This is a genomic window from Thiocapsa sp. UBA6158 (genome assembly GCF_002423035.1).
Classification (GTDB): Bacteria; Pseudomonadota; Gammaproteobacteria; order Chromatiales; family Chromatiaceae; genus Thiocapsa.
Window position 1 is genome coordinate 1 of the sequence record NZ_DIUM01000091.1, and the last position, 15,661, is coordinate 15,661.

Annotated in this window: 14 protein-coding genes; 6 read left to right on the forward strand and 8 right to left on the reverse strand. The window is 65.9% G+C overall.

What is annotated here, in order from left to right; genetic code table 11:
- Positions 1-132: 132 nt before the first annotated feature.
- The 3 genes from B4N44_RS12550 to B4N44_RS12560 form a co-directional block, all read right to left on the reverse strand.
- Positions 133-1,500 (reverse strand): N-acetylmuramoyl-L-alanine amidase, encoded by a 1,368-nt coding sequence (locus B4N44_RS12550; RefSeq protein ID WP_296701310.1) that lies wholly within the window; start codon positions 1,498-1,500, stop codon positions 133-135.
- Between the two features lie 76 nt (positions 1,501-1,576).
- On the reverse strand, positions 1,577-2,089 hold the full coding sequence (tsaE, locus tag B4N44_RS12555; protein ID WP_296701312.1) for a tRNA (adenosine(37)-N6)-threonylcarbamoyltransferase complex ATPase subunit type 1 TsaE: 513 nt from the start codon (positions 2,087-2,089) through the stop codon (positions 1,577-1,579).
- Positions 2,086-3,633 (reverse strand): NAD(P)H-hydrate dehydratase, encoded by a 1,548-nt coding sequence (locus B4N44_RS12560; RefSeq protein ID WP_296701314.1) that lies wholly within the window; start codon positions 3,631-3,633, stop codon positions 2,086-2,088. Before B4N44_RS12560 ends, tsaE begins: the two co-directional genes overlap by 4 nt.
- A gap of 121 nt (positions 3,634-3,754) precedes the next feature.
- Here B4N44_RS12560 and queG point away from each other — a divergent pair, with 121 nt between their 5' ends.
- Positions 3,755-4,891 carry a tRNA epoxyqueuosine(34) reductase QueG gene (gene queG, locus B4N44_RS12565; RefSeq protein ID WP_296701315.1) on the forward strand — a complete coding sequence of 379 codons (1,137 nt, stop codon included), beginning with the start codon at positions 3,755-3,757 and terminating at the stop codon, positions 4,889-4,891.
- A gap of 227 nt (positions 4,892-5,118) precedes the next feature.
- On the opposite strand, the gene orn is transcribed toward queG, so the two are convergent.
- The gene (gene orn, locus B4N44_RS12570; RefSeq protein WP_296701317.1) at positions 5,119-5,667 is read right to left on the reverse strand and encodes an oligoribonuclease; all 549 of its coding nucleotides are present in this window, start codon (positions 5,665-5,667) and stop codon (positions 5,119-5,121) included.
- A gap of 142 nt (positions 5,668-5,809) precedes the next feature.
- On the opposite strand from orn, the gene B4N44_RS12575 reads away from it, so the two are divergent.
- From B4N44_RS12575 to B4N44_RS12585, 3 genes are read left to right on the forward strand one after another with little or no spacing between them, the layout of a single operon-like run.
- On the forward strand, positions 5,810-6,109 hold the full coding sequence (locus B4N44_RS12575; RefSeq protein ID WP_296701319.1) for a cytochrome c: 300 nt from the start codon (positions 5,810-5,812) through the stop codon (positions 6,107-6,109).
- A 4-nt stretch (positions 6,110-6,113) separates the two neighbouring features.
- Positions 6,114-7,127 (forward strand): ribosome small subunit-dependent GTPase A, encoded by a 1,014-nt coding sequence (gene rsgA / locus B4N44_RS12580; RefSeq protein ID WP_296701321.1) that lies wholly within the window; start codon positions 6,114-6,116, stop codon positions 7,125-7,127.
- 36 nt (positions 7,128-7,163) lie between these two features.
- Positions 7,164-7,655, forward strand: a complete 492-nt coding sequence (locus B4N44_RS12585) for an EVE domain-containing protein (protein WP_296701323.1) — start codon at positions 7,164-7,166, stop codon at positions 7,653-7,655.
- 224 nt (positions 7,656-7,879) lie between these two features.
- On the opposite strand, the gene B4N44_RS12590 is transcribed toward B4N44_RS12585, so the two are convergent.
- The 4 genes from B4N44_RS12590 to B4N44_RS12605 all read right to left on the reverse strand — a co-directional run bounded on the left by B4N44_RS12590 (position 7,880) and on the right by B4N44_RS12605 (position 13,502).
- Positions 7,880-8,236: a hypothetical protein gene (locus tag B4N44_RS12590; protein WP_296701325.1), complete on the reverse strand. Its 357-nt coding sequence runs from the start codon at positions 8,234-8,236 to the stop codon at positions 7,880-7,882.
- Positions 8,237-8,354: 118 nt separating this feature from the next.
- Positions 8,355-9,653 (reverse strand): adenosylmethionine--8-amino-7-oxononanoate transaminase, encoded by a 1,299-nt coding sequence (gene bioA, locus B4N44_RS12595; protein WP_296701327.1) that lies wholly within the window; start codon positions 9,651-9,653, stop codon positions 8,355-8,357.
- Between the two features lie 25 nt (positions 9,654-9,678).
- Positions 9,679-11,112, reverse strand: coding sequence for a GTPase/DUF3482 domain-containing protein (locus B4N44_RS12600; protein WP_296701329.1), 1,434 nt, complete (start codon positions 11,110-11,112; stop codon positions 9,679-9,681).
- Positions 11,112-13,502, reverse strand: a complete 2,391-nt coding sequence (locus B4N44_RS12605) for a DUF2868 domain-containing protein (protein WP_296701330.1) — start codon at positions 13,500-13,502, stop codon at positions 11,112-11,114. Before B4N44_RS12605 ends, B4N44_RS12600 begins: the two co-directional genes overlap by 1 nt.
- Before the next feature lie 359 nt (positions 13,503-13,861).
- On the opposite strand from B4N44_RS12605, the gene B4N44_RS12610 reads away from it, so the two are divergent.
- Positions 13,862-14,233, forward strand: a complete 372-nt coding sequence (locus B4N44_RS12610; RefSeq protein ID WP_296701331.1) for a hypothetical protein — start codon at positions 13,862-13,864, stop codon at positions 14,231-14,233.
- Positions 14,234-14,294: 61 nt separating this feature from the next.
- The coding region (locus B4N44_RS12615; protein ID WP_296701366.1) for a glycogen debranching protein at positions 14,295-15,661 on the forward strand (1,367 nt) is incomplete at its 3' end.

Sequence of the window (15,661 nt, forward strand, 5' to 3'; positions counted from 1 at the left end):
GGGCGTCAACTGCTCTTTTTAGGTTAAAGGGGTCGCACACTCGTCGCCGACAGCGTGAGGCTGACGGCTGACGGCTGACGGGTGACGGGTGACGGCTGGAGGCTGGCGGCTGGCGGCGCGGCGCAATGCGCCTCAAGAATCCTCCGGAATCGCCAACACCTGCCCGACCCGAATCATGTCGTCGTTCAGGCCGTTGCGGGCTCGCAGGGCCGAGATGCTTACGCTGTGCTGCTTGGCGATGCCGGAGAGTGTATCGCCCGGACCGATGACATATTCGCGCGCGCCTCCGCCGCCGCCCTGCGGGGAGGCATCCACAAGCATTCCGTGAGGCGGATACTTGCGGAAGTATCCCAACACGCCGGCCAAGATCGCCTCGGCAAGCTCCCGTTGATGGCCCCGATCGCGCAGCCGTTGCTCTTCCTCCGGGTTGCTGATGAAGGCGGTCTCGACCAGGATCGAGGGCACGTCCGGCGCCTTGAGGACGGCGAACCCGGCACGCTGGACATCGCCGCGATGAACCACGCCCAATCGACCGAGATTGGCGAGGACCATGGCCGCGGCCTCGGTACTGTGCTCGATCGTTGCGTTCTGCGTCATGTCCATGAGCACGTTCGCCAGAAGATCGTCGCCGGTCGAAAGGTCCACACCGCCGATCAGATCCGCACTGTTCTCGCGACTCGCCAGCCACTTCGCCGCCTCGCTGCTCGCCCCGCCGTAGGACAGGGTGTAGACCGAGGAGCCTTTGGCTTTCGCGTTGGAGAAGGCATCGGCATGGATCGAGACGAACAGGTCGGCACGGCGCTCGCGCGCGATCGCGATGCGCTCCTGTAGTCCGACATAGTAATCGCCGTCGCGGATCATCAGCGCCTCGAGACCGGGTTCGCGGTCGACCAGCTTGGCGAGCTCGCGTGCGATCGCGAGGGTGACGTCCTTCTCCAGTGTTCCGCCGGCACCGATCGCCCCTGGATCCTCGCCGCCGTGACCGGCGTCGATGGCGACGATGATGGCAGGACCGCGACCGGCCCGCTTGCCGCCTTTGCGAACAGCCGAATTCGGGAACGATGGAAGCGCGACACGCCGGACGCTCGAACCGTCCTTCGGTGTCAGATCGATGACCAGGCGATGTCCATAGCGCTCGTTCGGGCTCAGCGCAAAGCTCTTCGCGCGCACCGGTTGCTTGAGATCCAGGACGATGCGCAGATGCGATCCGCCACGCACACCGCCGCGCAGGCCGACCAGGACGGGGTCGCCGAGGTCGACCTTCGGCAGATTGCTCTGCATGACGGCATCGTCGAGGTCGATGACGAGACGATCGGGCTCGTCCAGCGGAAAGATCCGGTGCGTGATCGCCGATGAGGTCTCGAAGACCAAGCGGGTCTTTGCCGGATCGGACCAGACCCGCGTACCCTGCACCGATGCCTGCTCCGCGCAGACGCACTGCGCGGAAACAGCGAGCAGGAGGAGAAAAAGAAGCGGCGAGATCAGCCTATTCACGAGCACGGCCTTCCGGTTGCTCCCGATCCGATCGATGATGCGTTGAAAGATAGCATGCCGAGAAACGGCTTTCCATGTTGCATCATTGCATTACATCCGACTTCTCAGGCGATGCGGAACGCGCCGAGTCCCCGGAGCCAAGCCCGGCCAGCGCATTCAGTACGGCCTCGCCCGCCGCCGTCCGGGCCGACAGACGCAGACGCCGACCGTTCGCCGCGTATTCGATCGCAATCACCAGGTCGGGCAGCGGCAGCATCCCGAGACCGCGCTCGGGCCACTCCACCATCCAGATGGCATCCTCGGCGAGCAGATCGCGCAGGCCCAGATACTCGAGCTCCTGCGGATCCCCGAGGCGATAGAGATCCAGATGGTTGATGCGTCTGTCCGCCAGCTCGTAAGGTTCGAGCAGGGTATAGGTCGGACTGCGCGCGGCACCGCGATGACCGAGGCCCGCGAGAACACCTCGGGTCAGGGTCGTTTTGCCGGTCCCCAGGTCGCCCTCGAGATAGACGATCAGGCGCGGCGGCAAGAGCGCCGCGAGCCGCGCTCCGAAGGCAAGCTGCGCCTCGGGATCAGGCAGCCAATGCTCGATCATGATTCCTCCTGCAATGCGGGCACGCGATTGGCCACCGGGCGAAGTGCGGCGATGATATCGCTCGCGATCAGCCCGCGCTCGCCGATCAGCGCGGCCCGATCCCCTGCAGCCGCGTGCAGACAGACGCCGGCACAGGCGGCCTGCTCCGCGTCGAGACCCTGAGCGCGCAAGGCGCCGATGATCCCGGTCAGGACATCGCCGGAGCCGGCGGTCGCCATCCCGGGATTGCCGTCGCTGCAGATCGCAAGCGGGCGCGCCGGATCGCTCCGGATCAGGGTCCCGGCGCCCTTCAGAACAGCGACACCTCCATAGCGACCCTGCAGCGCGTGCACGCCGGCCGGACGATCCTGCTCGATCGCGGCGACGTCGGTCCCGAGCAGGCGTGCCGCTTCGCCCGGATGCGGCGTCAGGACCCAATCCGGCCGCGAGCGGGGTACCTCGGCAAGGAGGTTCAGTGCGTCGGCATCGACGACCATCGGCATGTCGAGGCCAAGCGCATACTCCCAGAGATCGCGGCCCCACGCCTCGCGGCCCAACCCGGGGCCAATCGCGACCGCATCGGTCCGTGCGATCAGGGGAGCGAGGTCCGTCGAGGTCTCGACCGCCGACACCATCAGCTCGGGACGCGCGAGATTCAGCCAAGCAGCATGTGCCGGATGCGTCGCGATCGTGACCAATCCGGCACCGGCCCGCAGTGCGGCCTCGCCCGCAAGACGCACCGCACCGGACAGGCCGGGCGCGCCGCCGATCACCAGCAGGTGTCCGAAGGTCCCCTTGTGTGCGGTGCGGGGACGTCGCCCGAACCGTGCCGACTGCTGATCCCAGTCGATGCGCCGTGCCGAGGCCACCTCGCCGGAATAGACCCGGGCCGGGATCGAGAGCGCATTGAAACGGATCTCGCCGCAGTACTCGGGTCCGGCTCCGATGAAGAGACCTTGTTTGAGTCCGATGAAGCTGACGGTCATATCCGCACGGACCGCCACACCCATGATCCGTCCGGTATCGGCATGCAGACCCGACGGGATGTCGACGGCGAGCACCGGCGCGCGCCGGCGGTCGAGTGCCTGAATCGTCTCGGCCCACACTCCCTCGACCGGGCGTTCCAGCCCGGTCCCGAGAAGGGCATCGACCAGGACATCCGAGCGCCGCGGCAATCCGCGATAGGGCTCGATCGTCCCGCCCGCGTCGCGCCAGGCATCGCGACTGATGGCCGCATCGCCGGTCACACGCTGCGGATCCCCGAGTTGCAGCAGGCGCACGGCGAGACCATCGGCTCGCGCCAAGCGCGCGATCACGTAGCCGTCTCCGCCGTTGTTGCCGATCCCCACGAGCACCGTCAGATCGCGGGCATCCGGCCAGCGTTCACGCAGGATCCGATAGGCGACCTCCCCGGCCCGGTTCATCAGCTCGATGCCCGGGATGCCGTACTGCTCGATCGCGCAGCGGTCGAGGTTGCGCACCTGTTCGGCGCGATAGAGCGCATGGGGCAGGCGATCGCTGTCGGGCATCGGATTCATCGGTATCGTCAGGCGCTCGGCGTTCATGGTTCCCGATCGGCTCGATGGGTTGACTCGATGGCGCCGTCCCCGAACAAAGTGTTCGAGTCGACCTCGGATGCGGTCTATCCTTCGAGGATCCGCAATCGCTGAGGCACGACGACCCGGAATGATACCGCCCGCAGAGCTTGTCGCCCGCATCAAGCGCCGGGGTCTGGAGCTCGGCTTCCAGCAGGTCGGCATCACCGACACCGATCTGGCCTCGGCCGAGTCACGTCTGCTGAGCTGGCTCGCCGAGGGCCGCCACGGCACCATGGGCTACATGGCCCGTCACGGGCTGAAGCGCTCGCGCCCGGCCGATCTGGTGCCCGGCACGGTACGGGTGATCTCGGTGCGGATGGACTATCTGCCCGAGTCGCACCGGGCGATGCAGGCCGCGCTCGATGATCCGCCGCGCGCCTTCGTCTCGCGTTATGCGCTGGGTCGCGACTATCACAAGCTGCTCAGACGGCGCCTGCAGCGCCTCGCCGAGCATATCCTCGCCGAAATCGGCCCCTTCGGCTACCGGGTCTTCGTCGACTCAGCACCGGTGCTCGAGAAACCGCTGGCCGCGAAGGCCGGGCTCGGCTGGATCGGCAAGCATACCAATCTCATTCACCCCAAGGCCGGCTCCTGGTTCTTTCTCGGCGAGATCTACACGGATCTTGCCCTGCCGATCGATACCCCGATTGCCGATCATTGCGGCCGCTGTCGCGCCTGCATCGAGGTCTGTCCGACCCGCGCGATCGTCGCGCCCTACGCGCTGGATGCCCGCCTGTGCATCTCCTACCTGACGATCGAGCATGCCGGCAGCATCCCGGAGCCGCTGCGCCCGCCGATGGGCAACCGCATCTACGGCTGCGACGACTGTCAGTTGGTCTGTCCCTGGAATCGCTTCGCGCGGCTCGCCGCCGAACCGGATTTTCAGGCGCGCCACGCACTGGATACGGCCTCTCTCGTCGAGGTCTTCGGTTGGGATGAGTCGACCTTTCTCGACCGAACGCAAGGCTCCGCGATCCGCCGCATCGGCCACGGCCGCTGGCTGCGAAACATCGCCGTCGCACTCGGCAACGCGCCCGCCTCACCCGAGGTCAAACAGGCCCTGAACGCCCGTGCGGACCATCCGGACGCCTTGATTCGCGAGCATGTCGGGTGGGCGCTCCGGCGGTTAAACCTAAATCCGGCATCTGGAAACGCAAAGGCGCAAAGGACGCAAAGGAAAACAAGAAACTGCAATGCCAACGACGTTCACCCTTTGGGTGAATAGGGCCTTGATCATCGTTCGGTCCAACTGCTTGCGGTCCCTGCGTAGTCAGGGCTTCGAGCCCTGATTCCGTCAGGCCAGGATGGCCTGACTACGCATTTGGCGGCCGATGTGGGCGAAGGGATGATCGAGGCCCCCTTTGGGTGAATAGCATTATTGAACCAAGGCACTGAACACCTTTGCGTCCGTTGCGCCTTTGCGCCTTTGCGTTTTAAGTCCTCTTTTTCGGTTTAAAGCTCCCGCAAAAGATGCGTGCGATAATGTTTGAGTTCGTCGATGGACTCGCGGATGTCATCCAAGGCCAGGTGTCGCGACTCTTTCTTGAAGGCGCTCGCCACGCCGGGCGCCCAGCGTTGCGCGAGGATCTTCAGCGTGCTCACGTCCAGATTGCGATAGTGGCAGTAACCCTCGAGCTTCGGCATCCAGAGCGCGAGGAAGCGCCGGTCCTGACAGATGCTGTTTCCGCACAAGGGCGAGGTGCCGGGCGGGACGAAATCGGCGAGGAAGCGTAGTGTCGTCGATTCGGCATCCGCAACGCTCTGCGTGCTCGCGCGCACCCGATCGAGCAGGCCGGAGCGGCCGTGATGGTCGCGATTCCAGTCGTCCATGCCCGCAAGAACGGCCTCGGGCTGATGGATCGCAACGACGGGACCCTCGGCCAGGATGCGAAGATCGCTGTCGGTGATCACGGTCGCGATCTCGAGGATGCGATCGGTCGCGGGGTCGAGCCCCGTCATCTCGAGATCGAGCCAAATCAGATTATTCTCGTTCTTGGTCAACTACCTGCTCTCCTGCAATCCGCAAACGGGTGAGCCGGCCACCTGGTCTCACCCGGCGGTCGACACCATGATCGGCTAGGGTAGCGACGTTTTCGCCCGCTGGCGACCTTGCGCAGTCCAACCATCCTCCGGAGTCTCAACCATGAAGATCCAGTCCATACTCCTCGGCGCCGGCACGGCCGTGCTTCTCGGCCTCGGGTCGGTCACGGCACAGGCACAGGCACAACCTACCGAGAACGCCGAGCAGCTCTACGACGAGAACTGTCTCGGCTGCCACGGCAGCGAGATCTACACACGCGAGGGGCGCATGGTCACCTCGCTCGACGGACTCGAGCGGCAGGTGCAACGCTGCGAGACCGCGCTCGGGCTGCGTTGGTTCGACGAAGACATCAAAGACGTCGCCGCCTATCTGAACCATCACTTCTACCAGTTCGAGCGCTGAGCCGGTGACGAAACGGCGGCTCTCCGGACGCCAGATCGAGCGGATCCAAACCATCCAGGACCGCCGCCGCCAGCGCCTCGCCTCGCGGGTCGACAATGCCTTATCGGAGATCGAAGGCGAGCCGTTGCCCGTTGAAGGGCGAGTCGTCGTCCGTCACGGGGCCAATCTGGCGGTCGAGGATGCCGAGGGCGACATCACCCATTGTCTGTCGCGCCAGAACATCGGTCATCCGGTCTGCGGGGATCGCGTGGTCTGGCAACGCACCGCGGACAATCAGGGTGTCGTCACGGCCATCCTGCCGCGGCAAACGCTGCTCAGCCGCCCCGATTTCGGCGGTCGCGACAAGCCCTTGGCGGCCAACCTGACGCGCCTGGTGATCCTGATCGCACCGCGGCCCGAACCCAGCGACTATCTGATCGATCAGTACCTGGTCGCGGCCGAGATCATGGGGGTGGAGGCCATCATCGTGGCCAACAAGATGGACCTGCTCGACGCGCCGGAGCGTGCCGCGTTTCAGGACCGCTTCGCCTATTATGCGGCCATCGGCTATTCACTCCTGTGGACCAGTCTGCGCGAGCCGGAGACCCTGATCGAGCTGATCGGTCATCTCGGCGGGCAAACCAGCATCCTGGTGGGCCAGTCCGGTGTCGGCAAATCATCCTTGGTCAAGGTGCTGCTGCCGGATCGCGAGATCCAGATCGGTCGACTCTCCAAGGCCACCGGGCTGGGGCGCCATACCACCTCCGCGGCGACCTGCTATCGATTGGCCGACGACGGCGCCTTGATCGACTCGCCCGGCGTGCGCAGCTTCCGCACCGGCCCGCTCGACCGCGATGCCCTGCAGCAAGGCTTTCGCGAGCTGCGCCCCTACATCGGACACTGCCGGTTCGCCGACTGTCGGCATGATCGAGAGCCCGATTGCGCCATCCACGGCGCCATCGCAGAGGGCCTGATCGCCCCGCAGCGGCTCGCCAACTTCAAGCATCTGCTGGCGGAAGCCGAACAGGCGCACACCTGAACCCCGTCACGCGATGCCGAATCAGGACACGACAGGATGAACTACTGGCTGATGAAATCCGAGCCGGACGCCTTCGGTCTCGACGACCTGGCCGCGCGCCCCGACCGGACCGAGCCCTGGGACGGGGTACGCAACTACCAGGCCCGCAACATGATGCGCGACGCGATGCGTCCGGGCGACCGGATCCTCTTCTATCATTCCAATTGTGCCGTACCGGGCGTGGTCGGGATCGCCGAGGTGGCGAGCGAGGCCTATCCCGACAGCACCGCCTTCGATCCCGAGGCGAAGTATTTCGATCCCAAGAGCGACCCCGAGAAACCCCGGTGGTATCTCGTCGAGGTGCGCTACGTGCGACATCTGAGTCGGACCATCTCGCTTGCCGAACTCAAGGCCCATGCGGACGGCGCACTCGCCGGCTTCCCGCTCGTGCGCAACGGCAATCGGCTCTCCGTCATGCCGGTCACTCCCGAACAATGGGAGTTCATCCTCGGTCTCGAGGCGGAAACCGACGCCGAAGCGGGTTTTTGAGTGATTTCCGGTAAGAAGCATCCCGACTTCGCATCCCCGGAAGACCTGAAACGGCTGTAGGTGCGAATTTATTCGCACAGCCTGCGCGGTGGCGTCGCAGAGCGCCGCGCCTTGGCCTGCTTCGAGGAGGAAACGCCGTGGGCCGCCAGCCGCGGAGGCCGTGTTTGCTGGCGTATCCCGGCGTGTGACCCACGCCGTGTGCCTGAATGACGACGGTACCCGGATCACATCTGTCGGACGACGGATGCCTGCTGCAGCCCGAGCGCCTGCTGGCCCAGCTTGAGTGCCTGCTCGGCGAAGGTATCAAGATCGCCCCAGCGGTCATCGGTATCCACCACCTCCGACATGAACTCGCCGACGATGCCGAGCCGGTAGGCCCCGTCGGCGCGCTCCGCGGGCGGGCTCGGCTCGACACAGACATAGAAGACGGGCTCGCGTTGCCCGGACGGGACGAAGGCGAGGATATACCGATAGGTACGGCCATCCCCGCTCTCGATCTCGCCGAGCAGCGAGGCACTGTGGGTGCCGACCTGATAGCGGCGTTTCGGGATGGCGGTCTTGATGACGGGGCGGTCTTGCATGGCACGGCTCCTGAAGCATGTCGAATCGGGCACGGTTTCATCGCCCTGCCCTGCATGTGGGGACGTTTGTGCGTCAACGCAGGCCGAAGCACCAAGCCGCCGTCCATTCTCCGGACGTCTACCGGGATTGCTCCACCGCCACCTCGCCGAGGACTGAGACAACCGATGCGCAGAGTGTCGCAAGCTCCTCGTCGCCGATGATGTAGGGCGGCATCAGATAGACGAGTCGGCCGAACGGACGCACCCAGACCCCGCGCGCGACGAAACGGCGCTGGATCTCGCGCATGGACACCGGCGCGCACATCTCGACCACACCGATCGCGCCGAGCAGGCGCACCTCGGCCACGCCCGGAAGGTCCCGGCAGCCTGCCAGTCCGGTGATCAGACCGCGTTCGATCCGAGCGATGTTGGCTTGCCAGTCGGAGGCCAGCAGAAGGGCGATGCTGGCATTGGCGATCGCGCAGGCGAGCGGGTTGCCCATGAAGGTCGGGCCGTGCATGAAGACGCCCGGGTCGCCGGATGAGATGGTCCGGGCGACCCGATCGGTCGCGAGGGTCGCCGCCAGCGTCACATAGCCGCCTGTCAGTGCCTTGCCGAGTGTCATGATGTCCGGTGAGATGCCGGCATGCTCGCAGGCGAAGAGCGCGCCGGTGCGCCCGAAGCCGGTCGCGATCTCGTCGGCGATCAGGAGCACCTCGAAGCGATCGCAGAGCCGCCGGACTTGCGCGAGATACTGCGCGCTGTAGAAACGCATGCCCCCGGCGCCCTGCACGATCGGCTCGAGGATGACCGCGGCAAGCTCGTTGTGATGGCGCTCGATCAAGGCCGCAAACTCGGCGATCTGCTCGGGCCGGCAGGGCTCGCCGAATCGGCACGCGGGCGCCGTTGCAAAGACCTGCTCGGGCAACACCCGACTGAACAGATGGTGCATCCCGGTCACGGGATCGCAGACCGACATGGCCCCTTGGGTGTCGCCGTGATAGCCCGAGCGGATCGTCATCAACCGGTGCCGCTCGGGTCGTCCGGCGGCCTGCTGGTACTGGATGGCCATTTTGATGGCGACCTCGACCGACACCGATCCCGAGTCGCAGAGAAAGACGTGCTGCAGCGGCTCCGGCGTCAGCTTCACCAGGGTGTCGACCAAGCGCACGGCCGGCTCGTGGGTCAACCCGCCGAACATGATGTGCGACATGTCGTCGAGCTGATCGCGCGCCGCCTGATTCAGGACAGGATGGTTGTAGCCGTGGATGGCGCACCACCAGGAGGACATGCCGTCGATCAGCTCGCGGCCGTCCATGAGCCTGATCCGACAGCCCGACGCCGAGCGTACCGCATAGACCGGATCGCGATCGATCGTGGAGGTGTAGGGATGCCAGGCGTGGGCCCGGTCGATCCCGAGCAGCTCGTCCTCGTTCATTCCGCGCCGTGCGCGCTTTAAGCGATCACAGGTCCGCACGACTGTCGATCTCGCTCACCGCCAGTCCGTGCAGGATGCCTCTGATGATGGCGCGACACTCCTCCTCGCGCTCGGACTTGCCCTTCCTGGCCGCGTTGAAGAACCGCGCCAGATCGCGCTGCTGCGCGGCGGGCAGCTCCTCCGCGAATCCGGCCCGGCGGAGCTCCTTCTCCGGAACCTTGTCGGGTGCATCCTCTTCCGCGGCTTGGCGACCGTGCGACCAGTTCATGGCCCGTGCACTGTAGAGCACGATGCGATCCAGTAGAACGAAGGGGAAACGCGGATTGTGAACCGGTCCGACCGTGAAACGCTGCGTTCCCGAGGCACGCTCGATGTTGAGCTTGGCCAGTGCCTTGCTCCCGACGAACCCCAAGACCCCGCCCGTGGCCGCACCGATCAACGCGCCTGCTCCGAAGGTATGCCCGGCGGTGGAGAGGTCGATGGTCGCACCCGAGGCCGCGCCCGCAGCCATGCCGACCAGTGCAAGCTGGCGCTTGGACAGACCGAGCGCCTGATTCACGTCCTCCGAGAGCAGATCCTTGCCGAGGATCGAATCCGGTGGCATGTGCCAAACGTGGTGGCGAAAATTCGCGCGGATCTGCTCCTGCGCCTTCGTCTCGAGCTGGCGCAGCCCGTCTTCGAACGCCCTCATCACCTCTTCCCTGACACGCTCCCGACCGCTCTCGAAGACCAGCTTGCTCTCCTTCACCGTCTTGGACGCCTTGTAGGTGAGCGCCTCCTTGAGCAGATCCAGGATGGTGGTCACGGCCTGGTCGGTGCGCCGATTCCAGTCGTGCTCGAAGGCATGGATGGCTTCTTCGACGAGCGGCTCCCAGCGCTGATCGATGCTCTTGAGCGCCTGCAGCAAACGCACGCGTTCGCCGTAGGTGGCGCGATGGGCGTTGAAGTCGCGCACCGAGTTGAACGCCTTGCAGAGCGCATCGCGCCACTGGGTCATGTAGCGCGTGTTGTTGGTGAGGTTGTTCAAGATCGCCATGCGCGGGCGGGCGGTCAGACGCAACAGCTCGATCTCGACCCGATCCTTCTCCTTGATGCGCTTGGAGCCGTCGACCACCAGGATGATGGCCGCACCCTCGGCCACCGGCTCGAGGAGCTCGCAGTCGTGCGTAAAGAGGGGATCGGCTCGATGCGCGGCCACGAACGCCCGCGCCAGCTCGCGCTTGCCGCTCTGGGCCTGAAACCATTCCAGGATCGCGTTGGGATTCTGAAACCCCGGTGTATCGATGAATTCGATCACCGGACGCCCGTCGATGATGACCGGGTAGACGTTCGATTCGATCGTGGTGCCCGCGCGTTTATCGATCTGAATCAGGTCGTTTTCGGTGAGTGTCGCAACCACGGAGGACTTACCGGCATTCGGGTGCCCCATGATCGCCAGTCTTGGAATCTTCCCGGACATCAGACGTCTCCATCCTCGTGAAGCGGCGCAAGCATCTCCAAGCGCAGGTAGGGGTCGGCCATCTGATCGATCTTGCGCTGCCAGTCCGTGTAGTCGAACGGGCGCATCGGCGGCAGACGGTCATCGTCGGTCGGATCGCCCACGAGGGCGAGCATGATCTGGGCGCGCGCCCCGGCCGCGGCGCGCAGCTCGCGCAGGAAGCGCAGGCTCTCCGTGATCGGGGGCTGCGAGCCGTCCTCGATCAGAACCACCCGAGGCGGCGGTGCCTGCCAGTCGCCGCGCTCGAGGATGCCGAGCGCCTCCTCGGTCATCGCGCTGCCGGCGCCGACGGTCGCCGTCGCCGCAACCCGCCATCCGCTCAGATGCTTCAGCATCTGCTCGAGCCGCGGGCGGTCCTCGTCCTCGAGGATGTCGTCGATGTCGACGTGCAGCAGAAGCAGACAGGCGTCGGGGGCAAAGCGGGTGCCTTGCGCGGGAGCCGACTTCCGTGGTGTCGGAGCGTCGGCTACCGGGGCCGGAGTCGGCTTGGGGATAGACGTCGGTGTCTCCGCGACCTGCGGCTGGGCCGAGGGTTGCGTAGACATCTTAGCCGGCGGTTTATCCGGCCCCTTCAAATTCGATCCCGTCGAAACGGCGGGCTGTGCCTGCGCCTTCTTCGGCGCGGCCGGCGGCGTCGCGACGTCCGCAGGCCGCTCAATGGGGAGGACTTGCGTCTCGGAAGGCCTTTGCGGGGCCTCCTCGGACTTTGGCTCGGACTTTGGCTCGGACTTTGGCTCGGGCTTTGGCTCGGGTTCGGGCCGAGCCACCGGACGCGGGCGCGCCGGTGGCGTTGCCGCGCCGGCAGCCTGTCGATCGCTCTTGGGAAAAGGTTCGGCCTCGGATTCGGGCTCCGGCTCGGAGATGACCGGTGCAGCAGGCGCGGGCGCCGGCACCGCTGGCGACTCGGGCTCCGGAGCAGGAGCCGCTTTCGGTGCATCGACAGGGGGCGCTACGACCGGCGGGATCGCCGGCGCCGGCGTGAGCGGGGGCGGCGGAGCCGAGGTCGGCGCCTCCTCGCCCGGCTCGACACGCCGAACCAGGGCGTTACGCCAAGGACGTGCCGAGGTCGTCGGTGCCGAGTCGGCCGGACCGTCCGCTCCCCCGGGACGCGGCTTGCGCGAGGTCGACGCGGCCGGGATCGGCATCTCGGTGCCTCTCTCGCCGCCCGGGCGTCCCCCGCTCGGTGTCGTCTCGAGGCGCGGGGAGAGCATGCGGGCATAGAGCGCTTGGGTGCGGCTGTGCGTGAAGGGCAGGCGCGCCAGAATCAGGCGTCGTGCCAGGACGGACCCGCCCCACAGCAGCAACCTGGGAAGGAGGCCGTAGATCGTGACGGCCAGGACGAGGAACGAGCCCCAGGAGCGCAGATGCGCCGGATCCGGCTTCAGGGTCGGCGTGACGCTCGCCCAGTGCTCGAGGAAGATACGCGAGCCGGCCACCTGCTCAAGGCTCGGGTAGCCGATGCCCTCGCCGAGCAACCAGCTCCAGGGCAGCGCGATCAATCGGGTCACGTCGAAGATCGTCTGCGGATGAACGTTCATGGTCGAACCCCAACCGAAGGCGAGGTCCGTGAACCATTCCAGCATCAGGGTCGTCAGGATGACGCCGATATTGAAGGCGACCCCGAAGATCTGGGCCGGGATGATGAGCGGTAAATAGGAGACCGGACCGTAGAGCGCGTATTGCGACTTCAACAGCCCCTGCCGAGCACGCGCCTGATCCTGAATCTCGGCCGCAGCATGACCGATCCGTTGGCGCTGAAGCCAGCTCGCGGACTTGGTCACGAGCGGACGCACGACGTGCATCAAAAGGCCATGCGCCGCTCCGGCGCCGCGCCCGCGCGCCTTGCGCAGCGCCCAGGCCGTGGCGACCGAGGCCACGAGTAGAAACTGCACGATGACCAGCAGAAACAGATACCAGGAGACGCTGACCGGGCGGGTTCCGTCGTAGCTGAGCAGCGCGGAGGCCACGCCGATCCCGGCGATGAATCCGAGGACCGCGAGCAGCAGGGTGACCAGACGCTCGGCGCTCGCGAATGCCGCTCCCGGCAGGATCCCGCGCATCTCCGGGCGCTCCGCATTGCGGCGAGCCGCGAGCCATCGGCGCAGGCTGAAGCGCCGATGCGCCGGGGTATGCGGCGGCTGATCGCCGATCGCGGGGGCGATCACCTCGAGGTAGAGCGAGCGGTCGCGCTCGGCAAGGCCCTTGCGCGCCGACGGATGCTCGCGCAGCTCGCGCTCGTCGGCGTCCAAGTAGTACTCGAAGTCGATCAAATCGGCGACCGTCCAGTCGCGCGCCTCATCGGACGCCGCGTGGACCTCGGTCGAATCGGCCGGATGATGTCTGAAATCCATAGGGATGCGTCAAGACTCCTCGGTGCTGGTCCTTTGGTGCTGTCGGAGCACCCTTCGATGCTTGTTTCTGCGGCCTGTTGCTGGCGCCTGGAGCCGACGCACCGAGCATGACGGAGGGCTCGGACGCAACCCGGCGGTTATTCTTATACGTGATGTCGTCTCGGGTCGAGCCTAACGGCGGCCGAGCATTGTTCGAAATATCCCACAGTCCGGCCGTGAATTCACGTTTACTACTGCGACGCCCGAGCATACACCCTCGGCGCGGGCGAGCGGCGCTCTCCTCGTCTCGTGCAATCCGTGCAAACAGGTCCCCGAGCATGGCATCATCGGGGCTCGTCGGTGAGTCACCGGAGCATGCCATGACACGCGATTCGAGCCCCGCTACGCCGCGCCTCGCGGTTCTCGCCGCAGCACTCGTTGCCGGTGCCGCATTCCTCTACATGGTGAAGTTGATGCACGACATGTCCGCAAACGTCGCCCTGATGGCCGGCGAGATGGCATCCATGTCGGCCGACATGGGCCGGATGCGTCAGGACATGACCTCGCTCGCCCGAGACGTCTCCGCGATGAGCCAACAGGTCGCCACCCTGCCCGGGATCGCCGAAGACATGGGGCGGATGCGCATCGGGATGGAGCGCCTCTCGGGCATCGTCGGCGGCGGAGATCAGATCCCGGCGGTCAACCCGATGGGCGTGATGCAGCAGATGATCCCCGGCGGCGACCGGCGTTGAACCGCGCCCGGCGCGGTACGCGATGTTTTGGATGGGATCGGTCCCACGCAGGAGAATGCGGATGGCGAAGTCGAGATACTCGGTTCAACCCGGCGACTGGGACAACTCCGGTTCCAGGGCAACGGACGAGGGGGTGAACTTCTGCATCTTCTCGCGCTATGCCGAGCAGATCGAGCTGCTGCTCTTCGAAACGGCAGCCAGCCCCGAGCCCTACGAGATCATCGCGCTGGATCGGCAGGTCAATCGAACCTTCTTTTTCTGGCACATCTTCATCGAGGGTCTGGGCGAAGGAGTCTTCTACAACTGGCGCATCCACGGGACCTGCGACACCCGCGAGATCGGGTGTCGCATGGACGGCGAGAAGGCACTCCTCGACCCCTGGGCCGTCACGATCGACGATCGGCTGTGGCGTCGCGAGATCGCCGCTCGTCCGGGGGACAACGTCGCCACCGCAATCCGCGCGCAGGTGGTGCGCGACCGCTACGACTGGGAGGGCGACTCGCCCCTGCACATCCCGCTGAACGCCGCGATCATCTACGAGATGCATGCCGGCGGCTTCACGCGCCATCCCTCGTCCAGGGTCGCGCACCCCGGCACCTTCGGCGCCGTGATCGAAAAGATCCCGTATTTGAAGGACCTGGGGATCACCCATGTCGAGCTGATGCCGATCATGGCCTTCGACCCCCAAGACGTTCCGCCGAAGACCGCGGCCATGGGCCTGGAGAACTACTGGGGCTACAGCACCCACAGCTTCTTCGCGCCGCATCCCGGCTTCGCGCTCGATCCGGCGCACGCCCGCGACGAGTTTCGCGATCTGGTCAAGGCCCTGCACCGTGCCGGCATCGGGGTGATCCTGGATGTCGTCTTCAACCACACGGCCGAAGGCGGCAACAGCGGCCCGACGATCAGCTTCAAAGGGATCGGCAACGAGGTCTTCTACCATCTGGATTTCTCCGACCGACGGATCTACCGCGACTACACCGGATGCGGCAACACGGTCAACTGCAACCATCCGATCGTCACACGCTTTCTCATCGATGCCCTGCTCTACTGGGTCCGGCAGATGCACGTGGACGGCTTCCGCTTCGATCTGGCCAGCGCCCTGGCGCGCGGCGAGGACGGCCATCCCCAGTATCACGCGCCGATCCTCTGGGCGACCGAGCTGTCACCTGCGCTGGGCCGTTCACATATCATCGCCGAGGCGTGGGACGCGGCCGGGCTGTATCAGGTCGGGGACTTCCCCGGCTTTCGATGGGCCGAATGGAACGGACGCTATCGCGATCTGATGCGCAGCTTCGTCAAGGGCGATGTCGGTATGGTCGCCGAGGTGGCGACCCGGATGACCGGCTCGAGCGACCTGTATCAGAGTCGTGGACGGCTTCCCGGCAACTCCATCAACTTCATCACCTGCCACGACGGCTTCACCCT